The sequence below is a fragment of the Streptomyces sp. CB02366 genome (genome assembly GCF_001905905.1).
Lineage (GTDB): Bacteria > Actinomycetota > Actinomycetes > Streptomycetales > Streptomycetaceae > Streptomyces.
In genome coordinates, this window is the sequence record NZ_LIVT01000004.1 from 449,905 (window position 1) to 470,221 (window position 20,317).

At 73.8% G+C, this 20,317-nt stretch carries 17 protein-coding genes; 9 read left to right on the forward strand and 8 right to left on the reverse strand.

Annotated elements, in window-relative coordinates:
• Positions 1-87: 87 nt before the first annotated feature.
• Positions 88-1,842 carry an NAD+ synthase gene (locus AMK24_RS16330; RefSeq protein ID WP_073769467.1) on the forward strand — a complete coding sequence of 585 codons (1,755 nt, stop codon included), beginning with the start codon at positions 88-90 and terminating at the stop codon, positions 1,840-1,842.
• A 12-nt stretch (positions 1,843-1,854) separates the two neighbouring features.
• Here the strand turns inward: AMK24_RS16330 and AMK24_RS16335 are convergent, their stop codons facing one another.
• Together AMK24_RS16335 and AMK24_RS16340 are read right to left on the reverse strand one after the other, a co-directional pair.
• On the reverse strand, positions 1,855-3,081 hold the full coding sequence (locus AMK24_RS16335; protein ID WP_073769468.1) for an MFS transporter: 1,227 nt from the start codon (positions 3,079-3,081) through the stop codon (positions 1,855-1,857).
• A gap of 256 nt (positions 3,082-3,337) precedes the next feature.
• On the reverse strand, positions 3,338-4,363 hold the full coding sequence (locus tag AMK24_RS16340; RefSeq protein WP_079190535.1) for an endonuclease/exonuclease/phosphatase family protein: 1,026 nt from the start codon (positions 4,361-4,363) through the stop codon (positions 3,338-3,340).
• Between the two features lie 354 nt (positions 4,364-4,717).
• Between AMK24_RS16340 and panB the strand changes: the two genes are divergently transcribed.
• The 3 genes from panB (at position 4,718) to AMK24_RS16355 (ending at position 7,615) form a co-directional block, all read left to right on the forward strand.
• Positions 4,718-5,605, forward strand: a complete 888-nt coding sequence (panB, locus tag AMK24_RS16345; RefSeq protein ID WP_073769469.1) for a 3-methyl-2-oxobutanoate hydroxymethyltransferase — start codon at positions 4,718-4,720, stop codon at positions 5,603-5,605.
• A 139-nt stretch (positions 5,606-5,744) separates the two neighbouring features.
• Positions 5,745-6,758 (forward strand): ATP-binding cassette domain-containing protein, encoded by a 1,014-nt coding sequence (locus tag AMK24_RS16350; RefSeq protein WP_073769470.1) that lies wholly within the window; start codon positions 5,745-5,747, stop codon positions 6,756-6,758.
• Positions 6,755-7,615 (forward strand): ABC transporter permease, encoded by an 861-nt coding sequence (locus AMK24_RS16355; RefSeq protein WP_073769471.1) that lies wholly within the window; start codon positions 6,755-6,757, stop codon positions 7,613-7,615. The genes AMK24_RS16350 and AMK24_RS16355 overlap by 4 nt, the downstream gene beginning before the upstream one ends.
• A gap of 69 nt (positions 7,616-7,684) precedes the next feature.
• On the opposite strand, the gene AMK24_RS16360 is transcribed toward AMK24_RS16355, so the two are convergent.
• Entirely contained in the window at positions 7,685-11,071 is a 3,387-nt protein-coding gene (locus tag AMK24_RS16360; protein ID WP_073769598.1) for an AfsR/SARP family transcriptional regulator, read from the reverse strand.
• A 159-nt stretch (positions 11,072-11,230) separates the two neighbouring features.
• Between AMK24_RS16360 and AMK24_RS16365 the strand changes: the two genes are divergently transcribed.
• A complete protein-coding gene (locus AMK24_RS16365; RefSeq protein ID WP_073769472.1) occupies positions 11,231-12,037 on the forward strand; it encodes a site-2 protease family protein in 807 nt (268 codons plus the stop codon).
• A gap of 45 nt (positions 12,038-12,082) precedes the next feature.
• Here the strand turns inward: AMK24_RS16365 and AMK24_RS16370 are convergent, their stop codons facing one another.
• From AMK24_RS16370 to npdG, 3 genes are all read right to left on the reverse strand, one after another.
• Positions 12,083-13,195 (reverse strand): DUF3533 domain-containing protein, encoded by a 1,113-nt coding sequence (locus AMK24_RS16370; RefSeq protein WP_384578320.1) that lies wholly within the window; start codon positions 13,193-13,195, stop codon positions 12,083-12,085.
• A gap of 180 nt (positions 13,196-13,375) precedes the next feature.
• Positions 13,376-13,576 carry a hypothetical protein gene (locus AMK24_RS16375; RefSeq protein WP_073769474.1) on the reverse strand — a complete coding sequence of 67 codons (201 nt, stop codon included), beginning with the start codon at positions 13,574-13,576 and terminating at the stop codon, positions 13,376-13,378.
• A gap of 241 nt (positions 13,577-13,817) precedes the next feature.
• Entirely contained in the window at positions 13,818-14,528 is a 711-nt protein-coding gene (gene npdG / locus AMK24_RS16380) for an NADPH-dependent F420 reductase (protein WP_073769475.1), read from the reverse strand.
• Between the two features lie 299 nt (positions 14,529-14,827).
• Here npdG and AMK24_RS16385 point away from each other — a divergent pair, with 299 nt between their 5' ends.
• On the forward strand, positions 14,828-16,087 hold the full coding sequence (locus AMK24_RS16385; protein WP_073769599.1) for an MFS transporter: 1,260 nt from the start codon (positions 14,828-14,830) through the stop codon (positions 16,085-16,087).
• Positions 16,088-16,205: 118 nt separating this feature from the next.
• Here the strand turns inward: AMK24_RS16385 and AMK24_RS16390 are convergent, their stop codons facing one another.
• Positions 16,206-16,442: a hypothetical protein gene (locus AMK24_RS16390; RefSeq protein WP_073769476.1), complete on the reverse strand. Its 237-nt coding sequence runs from the start codon at positions 16,440-16,442 to the stop codon at positions 16,206-16,208.
• A 58-nt stretch (positions 16,443-16,500) separates the two neighbouring features.
• On the opposite strand from AMK24_RS16390, the gene map reads away from it, so the two are divergent.
• Together map and AMK24_RS16400 are read left to right on the forward strand one after the other, a co-directional pair.
• On the forward strand, positions 16,501-17,358 hold the full coding sequence (gene map, locus AMK24_RS16395) for a type I methionyl aminopeptidase (protein WP_073769477.1): 858 nt from the start codon (positions 16,501-16,503) through the stop codon (positions 17,356-17,358).
• A gap of 197 nt (positions 17,359-17,555) precedes the next feature.
• A complete protein-coding gene (locus tag AMK24_RS16400) occupies positions 17,556-18,221 on the forward strand; it encodes a biliverdin-producing heme oxygenase (RefSeq protein WP_073769478.1) in 666 nt (221 codons plus the stop codon).
• Positions 18,222-18,292: 71 nt separating this feature from the next.
• Here the strand turns inward: AMK24_RS16400 and AMK24_RS16405 are convergent, their stop codons facing one another.
• Complete coding sequence (locus tag AMK24_RS16405) at positions 18,293-18,973, reverse strand: PhzF family phenazine biosynthesis protein (protein WP_073769479.1); 681 nt, start codon at positions 18,971-18,973, stop codon at positions 18,293-18,295.
• A gap of 283 nt (positions 18,974-19,256) precedes the next feature.
• On the opposite strand from AMK24_RS16405, the gene AMK24_RS16410 reads away from it, so the two are divergent.
• Positions 19,257-20,276, forward strand: a complete 1,020-nt coding sequence (locus AMK24_RS16410) for a hypothetical protein (protein WP_073769600.1) — start codon at positions 19,257-19,259, stop codon at positions 20,274-20,276.
• The last annotated feature ends 41 nt before the right edge of the window (positions 20,277-20,317 follow it).

Genomic DNA, 20,317 nt, shown 5'->3' on the forward strand with positions numbered 1-20,317 from the left:
TCCTTGACCTGCTGTTTCGGTGAGCCCGGGCATATTTCGCCCGGGCCGCCGAGGCATTGCGTCAGAAAGACGATTACACTGGCGCCCGTGCCTCAACTACGCCTCGCACTGAATCAGATCGACTCGACCGTCGGCGACCTCGCCGGCAACTCGGAGGCGATCGTCCACTGGACCCGGCACGCCGCCGAGCAGGGCGCCCACCTCGTGGCGTTCCCCGAGATGGTGCTGACCGGATACCCCGTCGAGGACCTGGCCCTGCGGTCGTCCTTCGTCGAGGCCTCGCGTCGGGCGCTGCGCGCGCTGGCCGCCCGGCTCGACGCGGAGGGCTTCGGCGAGCTGCCGGTCGTCGTCGGCTACCTGGACCGCTCCGAGCACGCCGCCGCCCGCTACGGGCAGCCCGCCGGCTCCCCGCGCAACGCCGCCGCCGTGCTGCACCGCGGCGGGATCGCGCTCGACTTCGCCAAGCACCACCTGCCGAACTACGGGGTGTTCGACGAGTTCCGGTACTTCGTGCCGGGCGACTCGATGCCCGTCGTCCGGGTCCGGGGCGTCGACGTGGCCCTCGCGATCTGCGAGGACCTGTGGCAGGACGGCGGGCGCGTCCCGGCCGCCCGCTCCGCCGGCGCCGGGCTGCTGCTCTCCATCAACGCCTCGCCGTACGAGCGGGACAAGGACGACACGCGGCTGGAGCTGGTCCGCAAGCGGGCCCGGGAGGCCGGCTGCACCACGGCGTACCTGGCGATGATCGGCGGACAGGACGAGCTGGTCTTCGACGGCGACTCGATCGTCGTCGACAAGGAGGGCGAGGTCATCGCCCGAGCCCCGCAGTTCTCCGAGGGCAGCGTCATCCTCGACCTGGAGCTGCCCGCCGCGGCCCCCGAACCGCCCTCGGGCGTGGTGGACGACGGGCTGCGCATCGACCACGTGGTGCTCTCCGACCAGCCCGTGGACGCGTACGAGCCGGAGTTGGCGGGCGGGTACGCGGAGCGGCTGGAGGACGAGGAGGAGATCTACTCCGCGCTCGTGGTCGGGCTGCGCGCGTACGCCGCGAAGAACGGTTTCAGCAGTGTGCTGATCGGGCTCTCGGGCGGCATCGACTCCGCGATCTGCGCGGCCATCGCGTGCGACGCGCTCGGCGCGCAGAACGTGTACGGCGTCTCCATGCCGTCGAAGTACTCCTCGGACCACTCCAAGGACGACGCGGCCGAGCTGGCTCGGCGCACCGGACTCAACTTCCGCACCGTGTCCATCGCGCCGATGTTCGACGCGTACATGGGGTCGCTGGAGCTGACCGGGCTCGCGGAGGAGAACCTCCAGGCCCGGCTGCGCGGTACGACGCTGATGGCCATCTCCAACCAGGAGGGGCAGATCGTGCTGGCGCCGGGCAACAAGTCCGAGCTGGCGGTCGGCTACTCCACGCTGTACGGGGACGCGGTCGGCGCGTACGGGCCGATCAAGGACGTGTACAAGTCGTCGGTCTTCCGCCTGGCGAAGTGGCGCAACCGGGCGGCCGAGGAGCGGGGCCAGGTCCCGCCGATCCCGGAGGCGTCGATCACCAAGCCGCCGAGCGCGGAGCTGCGGCCGGGGCAGGTCGACACGGACTCGCTGCCGGACTACGAGGTGCTGGACGCGATCCTGGAGCTGTACGTGGACCGGGACCAGGGGCTGGACGCCATCGTCGCGGCCGGGTTCGACGCGGAGCTGGTGGCGAAGACGCTGCGGATGGTCGACACGGCGGAGTACAAGCGGCGGCAGTATCCGCCGGGGACGAAGATCTCGCCGAAGGGGTTCGGGAAGGACCGGCGGCTGCCGATCACCAACCGGTGGCGCGAGTCGTCGTAGGCGGGTGGGCGGTCACGGACGGACAGCGTCGGTGGCCGCCTTCTCCTCGGACGCCGGACGGGCCGCCCGGGCCGCCACCACGCGGGACCGCTTCCCCTCGCCCCGGTCCAGGCGGCCCGCCGTCACCGCGATCGCCAGGCCGGTCACCGCCAGCACCGCGCCCACCGGGGCCGGGGACGTCCAGCCCCAGCCGGCCGCGATGGCCGCGCCGCCCAGCCAGGCGCCGCCCGCGTTGGCCAGGTTGAAGGCCGAGTGGTTGGAGGCGGAGGCCAGGGTCGGGGCGTCTTTCGCCTTGTCCATGACCAGCATCTGGAGCGGGGTCGTCGTCATGAACCCCACCGCTCCCAGCAGCACCACCATCACCAGCGCCGCCCACCGCACGTGCACGGCGAACGGGAAGAGGGCCAGGACCACCGCGAGCGCGCCGAGCGAGCCGTACAGGGTGGGGCGCGGCGCCCGGTCGGTGAGGGGGCCCGCGGCCAGGGCGCCCAGGGTCATGCCGATGCCGAAGAGGGCCAGGACCGGGGTGACGGAGGACTCGCCGAAGCCCATCGCCTTCGTGGTCATGGCCGAGAGGTACGAGTACACCGCGAAGACGCCGGCGAAGCCGAAGACGGCGGTGAGGAGGCCGAGGACCACCTGGCGGTCGCCGAGGGCGCGCAGTTCGCGGCGGACGTCCTGGTGCGCCTCGACCGGGATCCGGGGCACCAGGCGGGCGAGTGCCGCCATCGCGGCGAGGCCGATCGCCGCGACCACGAGGAAGGTGGCCCGCCAGCCGAGGTGCTGGCCGAGCAGGGTGGCGGCGGGGACGCCGACGATGTTGGCGACGGTCAGGCCGAGGAACATCGTCGCGACGGCCCGCGCCTGACGGCCCTCGGCGACCAGCCGGGCGGCGACGACCGCGCCGACGCCGAAGAACGCGCCGTGCGGCAGCCCCGCGAGGAGGCGGCCCGCGACCAGCCAGCCGAAGTCCGGGGCGAGCGCGGAGGCCAGGTTGCCGAGGGTGAACAGGGCCATCAGGAGCAGCAGCATCTTCTTGCGCGGGATGCGCGAGCCGAGGCCGGTGAGCAGGGGCGCGCCCAGGACGACGCCGATCGCGTACGCCGACACGAGGTATCCGGCGGTGGGCACGGACGTGTCCAGGTCGTCGGCCACGTTGGGGAGCAGCCCCATCATGACGAACTCCGTCGTGCCTATGCCGAAGGCGCTCACGGCCAGGGCGAGGAGGGCCAGGGGCATGGGGAGGGGACCTTTCGCGATCACTCGGAACCAGGGGCGGCACGAAGAACCGCCGCCTCGGGACGGACGCCGGGCGACGGCTGGGTCTTCGTTATGTATTCGACTGGAACAAATTGTCGCAGACGATTCGCGCCGCGCGGTGAACGGCCGGTGGCGCGTACGCGTTCAGCCGCCACCGCCCCGGTGGAGGCGTGCTCCCGCTGTCACGGGTCCGGGGTGTGATTCCCGGCAGGGAGCCGGTGGGTCGTGGCCGCCGTCACAGCTCCACGCGCGCCGCGATCGGGAGGTGGTCGCTGTCGGTCGCCGCCAGGGTCCAGGACGCCTTCGGCTCGACGCCCTTGACCATGATCTGGTCGATCCGGGCCATCGGGAACGAGGCGGGCCAGCTGAAGCCGAACCCGTCGCCCGCCGCACCCTGGGTGGAGCGCATCTGCGCGGTGACCGCGTTCAGCGAGCGGTCGTTCATGGTGCCGTTCAGGTCGCCGAGCAGGACGACGCGCGCCACCCGTTCGCGGGAGATGGCCTTCCCGAGCGCGTCGGCGCTGTCGTCGCGCTGATTGGCGGTGAACCCGGCGTGCATCTTCACACGGACGGACGGCAGGTGGGCGACGTACACCGCGACCTCGCCCTCGGGGGTGGCGACCGTGGAGCGCATCGCCCGGGTCCAGCCCATCTTGATGTCCACGGGCCTGGTGTCGGCCAGCGGGTACTTGCTCCACAGGCCCACGGTGCCCTGGACCGAGTGGTACGGGTAGCGGTCGGCCAGCGACTTCTCGTACGTGGCGACCTGCCGGCCCGGGAGTTCCTGGAGGGCCACGACGTCCGCGCCGGAACCCGCGACCTGCTGGGCGGTGCCCTCGGGGTCGGGGTTGCCGGCGTTGACGTTGTGGGTGGCGACGGTGAGGCCGCCGCCGGAGCCGGACTTGTCGGTGATCAGGCCGCCGAACATGTTGAGCCAGACCACGACGGGCAGCAGCAGCGCCACCAGGGCGGTCGCGGAGCGCCGCACCAGGGCCAGGGCCAGCAGGAGGGGGATGAGGAGCCCGGCCCACGGCAGGAACGTCTCGACGAGGCTGCCGAGGTTGCCCAGGCGGTTGGGGATCTGCGCGTGGACGCCCATCAGCAGGGTGAGCAGGACCGAGCAGAGGGCCAGCAGGATGCCGCGCCGCCACAGGCCCCGGTCGTTCCTCAGGCGCCGCCCCAGGGCCCGGAAGCGGGAATCGCGGTGTCCGGGCTGCTCCGCGCTGCCGTTGTCCGTGTCCGCTCCGTACGCCTGCACCATCGCGCTGTCCTCACTGCCTTGCCCTGTACATCGCCGCGTTCCCGACCCTAGGCGATGAGGGGCCCCTTTCCCGCCGCCGACCCCGCCCGCGGGCCCGCCGGCCTGACGGCCCACCGGCCCGCCGGGCATCCGACGACGCGTACGGAAGGCAGGACGACCGGGACGGGCCCGGGGGTTCCGGGCCGGGGCGGGTGAACGCCCTTGTGACAGAACGGGCACACTCGGCGGGCGCTTCCGCCGGCGGCCGGGCCGCGGGTGCGGGCCCACTTCCCGAGGGGCGGGGCGGGATGCCACCATGGAAGGGATCCGGGGACGCCGTCAGGGCGCCTCGAGATGACGAAGGAGCCACCGGTCATGTCGCTTCAGGCTGCACCGAAACAGCACCAGTCCTCCCCCGCGGGCGCGTCCGCCGACAGCAGCAAGGCGCTGTACGGAGGGAAGTCCACCCGCCGCATCACCGTCCACGACATCGCCGCCGCCACCGAGCGCGGCGAGAAGTGGCCCATGCTCACCGCCTACGACGCGATGACCGCGTCCGTCTTCGACGAGGCGGGCATCCCGGTCATGCTCGTCGGGGACTCGATGGGCAACTGCCACCTCGGCTACGAGACCACCGTGCCGGTCACCATGGACGAGATCGCCATGCTGTCCGCCGCCGTCGTACGCGGCACCCGGCGCGCCCTGATCGTCGGGGACCTGCCCTTCGGCTCGTACCAGGAGGGCCCCGTCCAGGCGCTGCGCAACGCCACTCGGCTGATCAAGGAGTCGGGCGTCGGGGCGGTCAAACTGGAGGGCGGCGAGCGGTCCCACGAGCAGATCCGGCTGCTGGTCGAGTCCGGCATCCCGGTCATGGGCCACATCGGTCTCACCCCGCAGTCCGTCAACGCGATGGGCTACCGGGTCCAGGGGCGCGGCGAGGAGGCCGCCCAGCAGCTGCTGCGCGACGCCAAGGCCGTGCAGGACGCGGGCGCCTTCGCCGTCGTGCTGGAGCTGGTCCCCGCCGAGCTGGCCGCCGAGGTCACCCGTACGCTGCACATCCCGACCGTCGGCATCGGCGCGGGGTCCGCGACCGACGCGCAGGTGCTCGTCTACACCGACATGGTCGGGCTGACCGGCGGCAAGGTGCCGCGCTTCACCAAGCAGTACGCGAATCTGCGCCAGGTGCTCGGCGACGCGGCGAAGGAGTTCGCGGACGAGGTCGTCGGAGGCGCGTTCCCGGCGGCGGAGCACACCTTCCACTGAGCCGCCGGCCCCGCCCACCGGCCGCCACCAGCCATTTCCCGCACCACCGACAGCCCGCCGACATCCCCCATCGGCGGGCTGTCGCGCGTGCGGGGCCCGTGTCGGCGGTCTGTCGGCGGGCGCTGGTCTGCTGGTGGCCATGGAACGAACCGACAAGAATCCCGGCAGCGGCCGGAACGCCGTCGAGGTGCGGGGGCTGGTCAAGCACTACGGCGCGACCAAGGCCCTGGACGGCGTGGACCTCGACGTCCGCGAAGGCACCGTCCTCGGTGTGCTCGGCCCCAACGGGGCGGGCAAGACCACCCTCGTACGCTGCCTCTCCACCCTGATCACCCCCGACGCCGGCCGCGCGGTCGTCGCGGGCTACGACGTGGTGAAGCAGCCCCGGCAGCTCCGCCGCACCATCGGCCTCACCGGGCAGTACGCCTCGGTCGACGAGAAGCTGTCCGGCTGGGAGAACCTCTACATGATCGGGCGGCTGCTCGATCTGCCCCGCAAGCGGGCGAGGGCCCGCGCCGACGAGCTGCTGGAGCGGTTCTCGCTCACCGAGGCCGCCAAGCGGGCCTGCATGGAGTACTCCGGCGGGATGCGCCGCCGGCTCGACCTGGCCGCCTCCATGATCGGCAACCCCTCCGTGCTCTACCTGGACGAACCGACGACGGGGCTCGATCCCCGGACCCGCAACGAGGTGTGGGACGAGGTGCAGCGGATGGTCGCCGAGGGCGCGACCGTGCTGCTGACCACGCAGTACATGGAGGAGGCGGAGCAGCTCGCCAAGGAGCTGACCGTGATCGACCGCGGCAGGATCATCGCCCGGGGCGGGGTCGACGAGCTGAAGGCGAAGGTCGGCGGGCGCACGCTCCAGATCCGGCCCTCGGACCCGGCGGAGCTCGCCGCGATGGCGCAGGCGATCCGGGAGGCCGGGCTCGACGGCGTCGCCGGTGCGCAGGCGGTGCCGGACGAGGGCGTGCTGTACGTGCCGATCCTCAGCGACGGTCAGCTGACCGCCGTCATCGGGCTGCTGGGCGTGCGCGGCTTCTCCCTCGCCCATGTCTCCACCGCCCTGCCCAGCCTCGACGAGGTGTTCCTCGCGATCACCGGCGGCAGGGCCGCCCCCCTCTCCGACCAGGCCCCCCAGGAGGTCGCCGCATGAGCACCACGACCCTGTCCCCCGCGCCCGCCGGGTCCGCGGGCGCCGAACCGGCGGACCCGGCGGCGGCCGACGAGGGCCGGATCGGCCTGCGGGCCAACCTGCGGCACATCGGGGCCCTGGCGCGGCGCAACCTGCTCCAGATCAAGAAGGACCCCGAGTCGATGTTCGACGTCCTTCTGATGCCGATCGTCTTCACGCTGCTGTTCGTGTACGTCTTCGGCGGCTCGGTCGGCGGCAGCCTCGGCGGCGACCGGCAGGACTACCTGAACTACCTGGTGCCGGGGCTGATGGCGATGATGGGGATGAACATCGCCATGGCCGTCGGCACCGGCGTCAACGACGACTTCCGCAAGGGCGTCATGGACCGGTTCCGGACGATGCCGATCGCCCGCTCCTCGGTGCTCATCGCCAAGATCGTCGTCGAACTGGGCCGGATGACGGTCGCCATCGTCATCCTGCTCGCCATGGGCTTCGCCCTCGGCATGACCCTGGGCACCTCGGTGTTCGGCCTGCTGGGCGCCGTGGCCCTGTCGGCGGTGTTCGGCGCCGCCATCATGTGGATATTCATCGTGCTCGGGCTGGTCATGAAGACGGCCCAGTCGGTCCAGGGGATGGGGATGCTGGTGCTGATGCCCCTGCAGTTCGGGTCCTCCATCTTCGCCCCGCCGACGACCATGCCGGGCTGGCTACGGACGTTCACCGACTACAACCCGCTGTCCAACCTCGCGGACGCGGTACGCGGCCTGATGATGGGCGGTCCGGTCGCGGACTCCGTGGGGGTGACGCTCGCCTGGGCCGCCGCGATCACGGTGGTGATGGCCCCGCTGGCCGTGTCCAAGTTCCGCAAGAAGGCGTGAGCGCGCAGGCGTCGCGCCGGGAGGGGCGGGACGCCGAACGGATCCCCGGGGGCGCGCCCCCGCCGGGCGTCATGCCGGCGGGGGCGTTTGCCGGTACGTCTCCGCCAGGGCGGTGGCCTCGTCGAGGGTGAGGCCGCCGCCCTGTTCGTACGCCTCCTCGTACGCCGCGTCGTCGAGCCGGTCCCGGACGGCCTGCTCGGCCAGCGCCAGGTTGCGGCGCTCCATCGTGCTCGGCACGTGCCCCTTCGGCAGAAGCGTCCCCTGGAACGCCAGCAGCCTGGCGGCGTCCCGCGCCGCGTCGGCGCCGCCCCGCCCGGCGAGCGCCTGGGCGATGGCCGTCAGATGGGCCGAGGGCATCTGCGGGGCGATCATCATCGACAGCGGCTCGCGGGCGCTCTCCAGGGCGGACAGCGCGTGGCCGAGAGCGGACGCGTGATCGCCGTCGAGGTTGTCCAGCCAGGCCAGCACGCCGTGGATGAAGCCGCCGAAGATGGCGACGTCGCGGTCCTTGAAGTCCTCCCGGACCCAGTGCGCCTGCTGCCGGGCCTCGTCCACCCGCCCCTGGAGCCCGAGGACGAACGCCAGGTGCATCCGGGCCATCGGGGTCGCCTCGTGGCCCGACTGCCGGCCGTTCTCGGTGACGTCACGCAGGATGGCCTCGGCCTCCGGGAGCCGTTCGAGCTCGATGAGGGATCCGGCGTACCGGGCCCGCAGGAGCGCCGCCTGGCTCTGGGCGCCGATCTTCCGCGCGTACTCCACGGCCTCCCGGTAGTCGTCCAGGGCGGCCGGGAAGTCGCCGGCCTGCTCGTTGGCCTCGCCCCGGGCGGAGAGGGCCTCGGCGGCGCCCCAGTCGTCGCCGAGCCGCGTGTAGATCTCCAGGCTCTCGTCGGCGTCGGCGCGCGCGTCCGCCACCCGCTCGGGGTTGTTGGACCGGATGTTGGCGCGGGTGTGGAGCGCGGAGCCCAGCTCCCACTCGCCGCCGTGCACCCGCGAGGCCCGGACCGTCTCGTCGAGCACCGCGTTCAGCCGGTCCTGGTCACCGGTGAGCATGATCGCGAACAGCCACAGCGTTCCGGGCAGTCGGCAGGTCTGCGGCATGCCGGGCCGGTAGGTGTCCGCGATGATCCTCAGCCGCTCCTTGCCCTCGGGCGTCGACCAGGTGCTGATCGCGTGGTCCGCCCCGGCCAGTTGGAGGAGGGCCGCCCCGCGCCGCGCCTCCGCGAGTTGTTCGTCGTCCATCGGCGGCGGCCGGTCGATGGGCCGCTCCAGGAGCGCCGGGGCCCGGCCGCCGGGCGCGGCGAAGGGGTCGGGGCCGAGCGCCGTCACGGACGCGCTCCACTGACCGGCGTCCGAGCGCAGGTCCCGCAGCATCCAGTACCAGGCCAGCGACAGCACGATGCACAGCGCCTCGTGCTCGTCCCGGGCGGCGACGGCGTGGCGGAGCGCGGTGCGCAGGTTCTCGTACTCGCGCTGGAGGACCGCGATCGCGTCGCGCTGTCCGGCGCCGCGCACCCTGGGGCCGGTGCCGCGGGCCAGTTCCCGGTAGTGGACCAGGTGGCGGTGTTCGACGGCGCCGCGTTCGGCGGCGTCTACCAGGCGCTCGGCCGCGTACTCGCCGACCGTCTCCAGGAGCCGGTAGCGCATCTCGCCGTCCCCGCCGGGCGCGGCGACCACGAGCGACTTGTCGACCAGGGAGCCGAGCAGGGCCGCGACGTCGCGGGAGTCCACGGTGACGCCGTCGGCGGGTTCGGGCAGGGCGCAGACCTCTTCGGCGGCGGCCAGCGAGCAGCCGCCGGCGAAGACGGAGAGGCGGCGCAGTACGGCGCGTTCGGCGGCGTCCAGCAGGTCCCAGGACCAGTCGACGACGGCGCGCAGGGTCTGCTGGCGGGGCAGTACGGTACGGCTGCCGCTGGTGAGGAGGCGGAAGCGGTCGTCGAGCCGGTCGGCGATCTGACGCGGGGTGAGCATCCGCAGCCGGGCGGCGGCCAGTTCGATGGCGAGCGGCAGCCCGTCGAGCCGGCGGCAGATCTCGGCGCAGGCGGCGGCGGTCGCCCCGTCCGCGTCGGTACGGAAGCCGGGCCGGGCCGCCGCCCCCCGCTCGGCCAGCAGTCGCAGCGCCATCGGGTCGGGCAGCGGGTCGACGGGGCGCACCGCCTCCCCCGGCACGCCCAGCGGTTCACGGCTGGTCGCGAGGATCGTCAGCCGCGGGCAGTGGGCGAGCAGGTGGTCGGCCAGGGCGGCGGCGGCGCCGATGACGTGCTCGCAGTTGTCCAGGAGGAGGAGCATCCGCCGCGGCGCGCAGTGCTCGGTGAGGCGTACGAGGGGGTCGGCGGCGGCGCGGTCGGTGGCCCGCAGCTCCTCGGCCCCGGCGCCGCGCAGCACGGTCTCGCGGGCGCCGAGCGCGGTCAGGACCGCCTCGGGCACGGTGTCCGGGTCGTCGACGGGAGCCAGTTCGGCCAGCCAGACGCCCTCGGGCCACTCCTCGGAATCGGCCTCGGCGGCTTCCTGGGACAGCCGGGTCTTGCCGGCGCCGCCGGGTCCGAGCAGGGTGACGAGCCGGGAGCGGCCGAGATCCTCGCGCAGGGCGGCGATGTCGGTGTCCCGTCCGACGAAACTGGTGAGCCGGGCCCGGAGGTTGCCCGGGACGGGCCGGGGGGACGCCGGGGCCCGGCGGGACGACGGCCCCCGGTGGGGCGGTGGTTCCCGGCGGAGGAGCGGCTCCCGGCCGAACGGCGGTTCCTGGTGGAGCAGTTCGGTGTGCAGGGCGCGCAGGGCCGGGCCGGGCGCGGTGCCGAGCCGGTCGTCCAGCAGGGTGCGCACCTCCTCGTACGCGGCCAGGGCCTCGGCGGGGCGGCCGGCGTCCCGCAGGGCCCGGATGCGCAGCGCCTGGAGCGGTTCGTCGAGCGGACGGGCGTCGCAGAGCACGGCCAGCTCAGGCAGCGCCTCCCCCGGCCTGCCGAGGGCCAGGAGGGCGCCGAGCGCGGCCCGCCGGGCGTCGAACCTGCGGGCCTCCCAGCGGGACGCGGCCGCCGCCCGGTCGGGAAGATCGGCGAGGGCGGGCCCGTTCCACAGGGCGAGCGCCTCCTCCAGGGCCGCGAGGGCCTTCTCCGCGTCGCCGTCCTCCAGGGCCCGGCTCCCCTCCCCCGCCAGCCGCTCGAACCGGTACAGGTCCACGGCGTCCGGCGCGGCGGCGAGGCGGTAGCCGCCCTCCGCGGACTCGACGGCGCCGTGGCCCAGGGCGCGCCGCAGCCGTCCGACGAGGGCCTGGAGCGCACCGGCGGCGTCGGCGGGGGGATCGCCGTCCCACACCTCGCCGACCAGGACCCCTGCCGAAACGGTCCGCCCGGGGCGCAGCGCGAGGACGGTGAGGAGGGCGCGCAGCCGCGCCCCGCCGAGGGCGACGGCCGTGCCGTCGTCGCGGAGTGCCCGGGTGGTGCCGAGAACGCAGTAGTGCACGGGCCCATTGTCCGTGACGGCCGGCGGACCGCCGGTGACCGGGGGGAACTCCACAAGCGGTCGCCGACGTTCCGGCTGTGCCGGACCGTACGATCACCCGAGCCCGTACCCCCGTGCGGTCCCGTCCCGTCCCCGTACCGCCCCAGGAGTCGAACGCCGATGACCACAGCAGCCACCCGGGGCGACCGGAGGATCAGCCCGGTCTTCCTCGGCATCGCCGCCGTCACCGCGGTCGCGGGCTGGGCGGTGTGGACGGGTTTCGCGGACTCCACCGGGTTCGCGGTGTTCCTTTTCGTCACCGGGGCCTGGATCGTCTCGCTCTGCCTGCACGAGTACGCGCACGCCCGGACCGCGTTGCACGGCGGGGACCTCACGGTCGGGGCGAAGGGCTATCTGACGCTCGACCCGCTGAAGTACACGCACGTCCTGCTCAGCATCGTGCTGCCGGTGATCTTCGTGATCATGGGCGGGATCGGGCTGCCCGGCGGTGCGGTGTACATCGAGCGGGGCCGTATCCGGGGCCGGTGGAAGCACAGCCTGATCTCGGCGGCGGGCCCGCTGACCAACGCCGTGTTCGCGGTGGTGTGCACGGCCCCGTTCTGGCTGGGCGCGCTCGACGAGGTGCCGCGCGCCTTCTCGTACGCGCTGGCGTTCCTGGCGATGCTCCAGGTGACGGCGGCGATCCTGAACTTCCTGCCGGTCCCGGGTCTCGACGGGTACGGGGTGATCGAGCCCTGGCTCCCGTACAGGATCCGCCGCCAGGTGGAACCGTTCGCCCAGGTCGGGCTGGTCGCGGTGTTCGCGCTCCTGTGGGTGCCCGAGGTGAACGTCGCGTTCTTCGACGCGGTCCACGCGCTGCTGCGGGGGTTGGGCGTCGAGGAGTACCAGCGGTACTGCGGCTACGACCTGTACCGCTTCTGGCGGGGCTTCTTCGACGAGCAGGACCCGGGCTGCGCGGTGGGCTGACCCGCGGCCGGGCGCCCGGGCCCTGCCCTGGGGGATTCCCCGCGTTCAGACCGCGGGAGCGGCGGGCCGTGCCGGTGGGGTCTCCCGGGCGGACCGGGACGTGCGCAGGGCGGCGGCGAGGACCGCCACGACGACGCCCCCGAAGGCCCAGGCGCCGAGGACCCACAGGGCGCCGGTGGTGGCGTTCCCGTCGAAGTAGACGGTGTTGCGGACCACGGTCGTCCCGGCGCCCGGCGGGAGGGCCTGGCCGATCGCGCTCCAGAACGGCGGCAGCAGCGAGGACGGGTAGACCCCGCCGGAACTGGGGTTGCCCAGGATCGTGAAGATCAGGATGGTGAGCCCGAGGCCGACCGTGCCGGCCACCGACTGCAGGGCCACGCCCACCGCTCCGGAGGCGAACACCACCAGGGTGCCGATGCCGGCCAGCTCCCAGAACGCGCCCGGCAGACAGTCCAGCACCGGGCCCACGATGATCGCGCCGCCGATGCCGGAGACGAATCCGTATGGCAGCATCGCCGCGAGCCGGACCAGGGTGCGGGACAGCGTGGGCTTCTTGGAACCGGCGGCCATGTTCAGGGCCGAGGCCGCGAGGTAGCCGCCGATGGTCCAGCTCAGGACGAGGTAGAAGGACGACAGCCCCCGCGAGTCGCCCGCTGCGGGCGGGCGGATGTCCCGTACGACCAGGGTGCGGTCCTGTGCGCGGGCGACCTCCCGGAGGATCTCGACGGCCGCCGTGGAGGCCGAGGGCCCGCCGGCGGAGGCGACGATCAGGGTGTCGGCGCGGCTCGCCGGGTCCACGACGAGGGCGGCGTCGGTACGCCGCTCCAGCAGACGGGCGCGGGCCTGGGCGCGGGACTCGACGGGAGTGACCCGGAGCGGGTCGCCGGGCAGTCCGTCCAGGCGGGCCACCAGGTCGCTCTCCATGGCGGCCGGGGCGACCAGGGTGATCGGCACCCGGTGCGGCTCGGGGGCGTGGAAGGCGCCCATGTAGGAGAGTGCGAAGCCCAGTTGCAGCAGGAGCACCCCGAGCATGACCAGGGCGGAGCGGGTGGAGACGGCGTCGCGCACCTGCCCCGGGAAGCCCCGGGCTCTCCGCTCGCTCCGCACGCTCGCCACCGAAGCGGTCGATCCCGGCCTGTCGTCCCTCGCGTCCACCACGCGGCCCTCCCTCGTCCGGCTCCGCCACGGCAGGGGCGGGCCGTCACATGTTCGGCCCCGGAGGGTGGACGCCGTCCCGGGCACGCCCGGGGGGGAGGAGCGCCCGACCCGATCGGCCGAATCACCCGCGCGAGGGAAGCGCGAGGGAAGAAGGAAGGGCGGGGAGGAGGGGCCGGAGGATCAGGCCGCGTCAGGCGCGGAGGCGGTGGCGGCGTCGGCGGCCAGCCGGTGCCTGCGGACGTAGAACCAGGTCATGTTCGAGGAGAGCCCCGCGATGAGCACCCAGACGATCCCGAGCAGGCTGCCCTGAACGAAGGAGACCACGGCCGCCACGACGGCGAGGACGCAGACGACGAGGGCGTAGAGGGCGATGCGGGGCATGGGGGTGGACTCCTGTCGGAACGGGTCGCGCTCCCTGTCGGGAACGGTCGCGGTCCCCTCCAGTGTCCCCCATGCCCCGATGTGCCCCGCCCCGGGGCGCGTCCGGACCCTCGCGCGCGGCGCGCGACCGGCCGCCGGACGACGATGGGGCGGGCCCCGGAGGACGGCGGCACGGCCCTCGGACGACGGTGGCGCGCCCCTCGGGCGAGGGTGGCACGGCCCTCGGGCGAGGGTGCGGGCGTCAGACGTCGGTGGTGCGCAGCCCGGCGTGGGCCTTGTAGCGGCGGTTGACCGAGATCAGGTTGGCGACCAGCGACTCGACCTGGTGGGCGTTGCGGAGCCGGCCCGCGAAGACACCGCGCATCCCGGGGATGCGGCTCGCCAGCGCCTGCACGATGTCGGTGTCGGCCCGCGCCTCGCCCAGGACCAGCACGTCGGTGTCGATCTCCTCGATGGCCTCGTCCTGGAGCAGCACGGCCGAGAGGTGGTGGAAGGCGGCGGTGACCCGGGAGTCCGGGAGCAGGACGGCGGCCTGCTCGGCGGCGCTGCCCTCCTCCGGCTTGAGGGCGTAGGCGCCCTTCTTGTCGAAGCCGAGCGGGTTGACGCAGTCGATGACGAGCTTGCCCGCCAGCTCCTCGCGCAGGGACTCCAGCGTCGCCGCGTGGCCGTCCCACGGCACGGCGACGATCACGATGTCGCTGCGCCGGGCGCACGCGGCGTTGTCCGCGCCCTCGATGCCGAAGCCCAGCTCGGCGGCCGCCTGCTCGGCGCGGGCCGCGTCCCGGGAGCCGAGCGTCACCTTCTGCCCGGCGCGGGCGAGCCGGTAGGCGAGGCCGCGCCCCTGCGGTCCGGTCCCGCCGAGCACGCCGACGCTCAGGCCGGAGACGTCGGGCAGGTCCCAGGGGTCCTTGGCGGGGGGCTTGGGCGCGTTGCCGTTGTCCTGTGTAGTCATGGGCCGACCCTACTGCCAGGTAGCGCCCGGGACGCCGTTCCCCGGCCCCGGGCGCCGCTCCCCGTGCGGTGGCCCGTTCGAGTGAGGGGGCCGGGAGCGGGGCGCGGCGAGACGGTGCTGCCGCTCGCGCCGGACCGGCCGGGCGGCGCCCCCCGCGGCGGCCCGCCGGGTCCGCGGCGGAATACCCGGTTGCCCGGGGCGCCCCGTTGTACGGATGATGACCCCTCGTGACCTCAGCACCTCCGCCGCCCGGCCCCTCCTCGCCCCCGCCCGCCCCCGCCCCGCCGCGGCCGGGCAGGATCCGCGCCCTGCTCCCGGACCTCGCGCCGTGGCGTTCCTCGGCGGACTTCCGGCTGCTGTGGGTCCAGGGCCTCGTCACGTACTTCGGCAGCTTCATGGCGCTCATCGCGCTGCCGCTCCAGATCAAGGACCTGACCGGCTCCCCGCTCGCGGTCGGGGCGATGGGCGCGGTCGAGCTGGTCCCGCTGGTGGTGTTCGGGCTGTACGGGGGCGCGCTCGCGGACTCGGCCGACCGCCGCCGGGTCATCCTGCTCACCGAGGCGGGGCTCGGCGTGCTCGCCGCGATCCTGCTGGTGAACTCCCTGCTGCCCGAGCCCCTGCTGTGGCCGCTGTACGTGGTCGCCGGCGGGGTGTCGGCGCTGGCGGGGCTCCAACGGCCCGCGCTGGACTCCCTGATGGCCCGGATCGTGCCGCACGCCCAGCAGACGGCGGCGGCCGCCCTGAACTCGCTGCGCTGGCAGATCGGAGCCATCGCGGGCCCGGCGCTGGCCGGGCTGGTGGTGGCGTACGCGGGTCACGGCACGGCGTACGGGGTGACGGTGTGCACGTTCGCCGTCTCCGTGATCCTCTGCCTGCGGCTCTCCCCCGCCCCGCCGGCCGGCGACGCGCAGAAGCCGTCGCTGCGCGGGATCGTGGAGGGGGCGCGTTACGCCTGGAGCCGTCCGGTGCTGCTGGGGACGTACGCGATCGACCTGGCCGCGATGTTCTTCGCCTTCCCCAACACGATCTTCCCCTTCCTGGCGGACGACCTGGACGCGGAGTGGTCTCTGGGCCTGATGTACGCGGCGGGCTCGGTCGGCTCGCTGGCGCTGGGGCTGACCAGCGGCTGGACGAGCCGGGTGCGGCGGCACGGGCTGTTCGTGGTGTTCGGCGCGGCGGCGTGGGGGCTGGCGATCGCCGCGGCGGGCTGGTTCTCCAGCGTGTGGGTGGTGCTGCTCTGCCTGGCGGTGGCGGGTGCGGGCGACATGCTGAGCGGGCTGGGGCGGGCGACGATCTGGAACCAGACGATCCCGGAGGAGCTGCGGGGCCGCCTCGCGGGCATCGAGGTGCTGTCCTACAGCGTCGGGCCGCAGCTGGGCCAGGTACGGGCCGGGGCGATGGCCGGGTGGACGGGGACCCGGTCGGCGATCTGGACGGGCGGGGTGGCGTGCGTGGCGTCGGTGGCGCTGCTGACGGCGGCGCTGCCGAAGCTGGTGCGGTACGACTCCGAGACGGACGAGGACGCCGTGCGCAGGCGGGCGGCCCGGCCGGAGGGGTGACCCGCACGGCCCGGGCGGCGCGGGCCGCGGGGCTCCGCCCGGCACACCGCGCCGGGCCCGCGCCCCGCTGCCCGCGCGCCGGTCCCCCTCCGCGCGGGCTCCGCGAGGAGGGGGGACCTCAGTCGTCGGACGGCCGGGAGGGCCCCTTGTCGTCGTCGTGCCACTTGGGGTCGGTGTCCCACTCCAGGTTCCGGTCGCGCGCCGTCTCCATCGCGTGCTGGGCCGCCGCGCGGGAGGGGTAGGGGCCGAATCGGTTCTGCGCCGGGCATTCCGGCCCTTCCTCGACCTTCTTGTGCTCCAGGCAGTAGTACCACTCGCCCGGTTTGCCCACCGTGCGCTTCTTGAACAAGGCCATCGACGGCTCCTTTCCTTATCGCCATGGTGCCCCGAGGCCGCTGGTTAGACTCGCTGACATGTCTGGCCAGTCGCTTCTCGTACCAGGGGAGATCACTCCCGTCCGTTCCGTACCCGGAAAAATCCGGCGCCCCGAGTACGTGGGGAAGCCGGCTCCGACGCCGTACACCGGCCCGGAGGTCCAGGACGCCGAAACCGTGGAGCGGATGCGCGTCGCGGGCCGCATCGCCGCGCAGGCGATGGAGGAGGCCGCCAAGCACATCGCCCCGGGCGTCACCACGGACGAGCTCGACCGGGTCGCCCACGAGTTCATGCTCGACCACGGCGCGTACCCCTCCACCCTCGGCTACCGGGGCTTCCCGAAGTCGCTGTGCACCTCGGTCAACGAGGTCATCTGCCACGGCATCCCCGACTCCACCGTGCTGCGCGACGGCGACATCGTGAACCTGGACGTCACCGCGTACATCGACGGGGTGCACGGCGACAACAACGCCACCTACCTCTGCGGCGACGTGGACGAGGAGTCCCGGCTCCTGGTCGAGCGCACCCGGGAGTCGCTGAACCGGGCCATCAAGGCGGTCAGGCCGGGGCGGCAGATCAACGTGATCGGCCGGGTCATCGAGTCGTACGCGAAACGGTTCGGCTACGGGGTGGTCCGCGACTTCACCGGCCACGGCATCAACACCTCGTTCCACTCCGGCCTGATCATCCCGCACTACGACAGCCCGCACGCCACCACCGTGATGCGGCCCGGCATGACGTTCACCATCGAGCCGATGCTGACGCTGGGCACCCACGAGTACGAGATGTGGGAGGACGGCTGGACCGTGGTGACGAAGGACCGGAAGCGGACGGCCCAGTTCGAGCACACGCTGGTGGTCACGGAGACCGGGGCGGAGATCCTGACCCTCCCGTAGACCGCTCCCGCGCCCACAGCACGGCGCCCTCCGCGCCCGGGTTTACCGACAACCGGTCGGCAACCGGTTGACTTAGGTAAACCTAAGAACGAGGATCGGCGTACCGGCACGCGCCGTCGCACCGCCGCGGCGGTCGCCTGCCGGCATCTCCGTCCCTTTCCGGACGTCCCGTCCCCCTCGGTCCCCGGAGGCCCGCCTTGGACGCAACCGCCACCGCCACCCCCTTCTCGACGCTGATCCGCACCGCCTCGCACGAGCAGCACACCGAGGCCGAGACCTCGACCTTCATGGGCGACCTGCTCGGCGGGCGGCTGGGGGTGGAGGCGTACACGCGCTACACCGAGCAGCTGTGGTTCGTGTACCGGGCGCTGGAGGAGGGCGCGGAGGCCCTGCGCGGGGATCCGGTCGCCGGTCCGTTCATACGGGCCGAGCTGATGCGCTCCGCCGAGCTGGAGCGCGACCTCGCGCATCTGCGCGGGGCCGGCTGGCGCGCGGGCCTCGAACCGCTGCCCGCCACCGCGGCGTACGCGGCCCGGGTCGCGGAGTGCGCGCGCACCTGGCCCGGCGGTTACGTCGCCCACCACTACACGCGCTACCTGGGCGACCTGTCGGGCGGTCAGATCATCCGCGACAAGGCGGAGAAGACCTGGGGGTTCGAGCGCAAGGGCGACGGCGTCCGGTTCTACGTCTTCGAGCGGATCGCCAATCCGGCGGCCTTCAAGCGGAGCTACCGGGAGCTGCTGGACGCGGTGGACGCGGACGACCTGGAGAAGCGGCGGATCGTCGAGGAGTGCAAGCGGGCCTTCGCCCTGAACACCGCGGTCTTCCACGCGTTGGGCGCGGCCTTCCCGCTCGGCGCGTGACCGGCTGACGGGCGCGAGGCGGCTCCGCCGGGACCTCCCGGCGGAGCCGTCCGCCCTCGGCCGTCCGGGGCTCAGCCCCGGACGGCCATCAGGACGCGGCCCCCGACCTCCACCGCGCCGTCCGGCCCGGGTGCGGTGAGGATCTGGGAGCCGCGGCCCTGCGTGATGTTCAGGGCCCGGCCGAGGCGGGCGCTGAGCAGGAGGGCCGCCGCACCCGTCGCCTCGTCCTCCACGATCCCGGCCGCCCCCTCCCCGCGCCTCGGGAAGGCCCGCGCGCGCACCCGCCCGGCTGCCTCGTCCTCCCAGGCCCAGGCGTAGAGCCACCCCTCGCCGGGCGGCGGTCCCGGCAGCGCCTCCACCTCGGCGGCGCTCGCGTACTGCTGGAACGTGCGGGGCGGAACCCACTCGGGGCGGGCCGTGATCCAGGTGAACTCGCCGTCCTGGCGCGCGAACACGTCCCCGACCGTCAGCTCCAGGACCTCCAGGTCGAGCAGCCAGGCCGCGCCCACCAGCGGATGCCCGGCGAACGGCAGCCGCAGCCCCGGGGCGTGGATGTCCACCCGTCCGCGCTCCGGGTCGTCGACGAACACGGTCTCGCTGAAGCCGAGCCGCCGGGCCAACCGCTGCCGGGACGCCTCGTCGGGGTGGCCGCGCCCGTCCCGTACGACGCCCAGGGCGTTGCCGTGCCGGCCGTCCGGTCCGCAGAACACCCGCAGGACGTCGATGCCCCGGGGCACGTCGTAGTCGTTCACGGAGGCATTCAAGCACTGCCGGGTGACGGGACGGGGCCCGAGCGGGTACGCACGCCCGCGGGGCCGCGCCGGGCGGTGGGCCGCCGGTACGGCCCCGCGGGAGGGGGTCCGAGCGGTGCGGGCCGGGCGGGGCGCCGCACCGTGCCGGTCCGTCGGGTCCGGCCCGCGGGGGCGGGTCACGGTGGGGACGCGGTCCCCGGTCCCCGCCCGCACGCCGTTCGCCGCCCGGTAGGGTTTCGACGGTCAGTGCGGGCGACGGATGCAGAAGGCGCAGAAGCAACGGATGACGAGACACCCTGGGCTGGGCCGGCTGGCGGCGGGGATCGCGGCGGCGACGGTGCTGTGCGTGACGGCGAGCGGCTGTGTGACGGTGCACGGGGAGCGGGAAGTGCTGCCCGGCGCGAAGAAGTCCGAGGCGGCCCGGGCCCTCAAGGACTTCACCGACGCCTACAACGCGGCGGACGAGGCGTTCGATCCGGCGCTGGACGCGGACCGGGTGACGGGTTCGCTCGGCGCCGTCAACCAGGCCGGGCTGAAGGCGCGGCGGACGTACAACCCGGACGGCAACAAGCAGCATCGGCCCCTGGTGCTGGACGACGCGACCTACGTCGTCCCCAAGAAGGCGGGCTGGCCGCGCTGGTTCCTCGCCGACACCGACTCCAACCGGGACGAGGAGGGCGGGAAGCTGGACACCCGCTGGCTGCTGGTGTTCGTACGGTCGGGCCCCGACGCGCTGTGGAAGGCGGCCTACCTCGCGGTCCTCCCGCCGTCGCAGGTACCGGAGTTCGCCCTGGACGAGGACGGCTTCGCCTCCCCGGTGGAACCGCGGGACGACACGCTGGCGGTGGCGCCCGCGGAGCTGAGTTCCTCGTACACCGGTTTCCTGCAGAACGGCTCCCCCGACGTGTTCGCCCCCTCCGCGTCGACCACGGGGTGGCGCGAGACGCGGCGTACCACCAGAAGGCCGGGGTTCACCTACCAGTACGCCGACCAGCCGTTGAAGGACGCGTCGTTCGCGCCGCTCGGACTGCGCACCGAGGACGGCGGGGCGCTGGTCTTCTTCAGCAGCAGGCACTTCGAACGGCAGACGGCGGCGAAGGGGCTGCGACCCGAGGTGAACGCGGACACGAAGGCGCTGCTCACCGGCGAGGTCGACAGCAGCCTGACCAAGGAGCGGATCTCCGGGCAGGCGGCGCACGTGCCGCCGCGCGCCCAGGGGGCCGGTTCCGGCTCGGACGCGGGCGGCGGCAAGGTGCGGATACTGAACCGGCTGCCGGGCCTGGTCGCGGCGAAGGGCGAGTAGGAGCGCGCCGCCGGTCGGACGGCGGACCGGCCGCGGCTCAG

Coding starts and splice junctions, on each gene's coding strand:
- AMK24_RS16335 (WP_073769468.1), bottom strand. CDS start 3,081: ATGCCCCTGGCCCTCCTCGCCCTGGCCGTGAGCGCCTTCGGCATAGGC.
- AMK24_RS16340 (WP_079190535.1), bottom strand. CDS start 4,363: ATGGTGCAGGCGTACGGAGCGGACACGGACAACGGCAGCGCGGAGCAG.
- npdG (WP_073769475.1), bottom strand. CDS start 14,528: ATGACTACACAGGACAACGGCAACGCGCCCAAGCCCCCCGCCAAGGAC.
- AMK24_RS16365 (WP_073769472.1), top strand. CDS start 11,231: ATGACCACAGCAGCCACCCGGGGCGACCGGAGGATCAGCCCGGTCTTC.
- AMK24_RS16410 (WP_073769600.1), top strand. CDS start 19,257: ATGACGAGACACCCTGGGCTGGGCCGGCTGGCGGCGGGGATCGCGGCG.
- AMK24_RS16355 (WP_073769471.1), top strand. CDS start 6,755: ATGAGCACCACGACCCTGTCCCCCGCGCCCGCCGGGTCCGCGGGCGCC.
- panB (WP_073769469.1), top strand. CDS start 4,718: ATGTCGCTTCAGGCTGCACCGAAACAGCACCAGTCCTCCCCCGCGGGC.
- AMK24_RS16390 (WP_073769476.1), bottom strand. CDS start 16,442: ATGGCCTTGTTCAAGAAGCGCACGGTGGGCAAACCGGGCGAGTGGTAC.
- map (WP_073769477.1), top strand. CDS start 16,501: ATGTCTGGCCAGTCGCTTCTCGTACCAGGGGAGATCACTCCCGTCCGT.
- AMK24_RS16375 (WP_073769474.1), bottom strand. CDS start 13,576: ATGCCCCGCATCGCCCTCTACGCCCTCGTCGTCTGCGTCCTCGCCGTC.
- AMK24_RS16350 (WP_073769470.1), top strand. CDS start 5,745: ATGGAACGAACCGACAAGAATCCCGGCAGCGGCCGGAACGCCGTCGAG.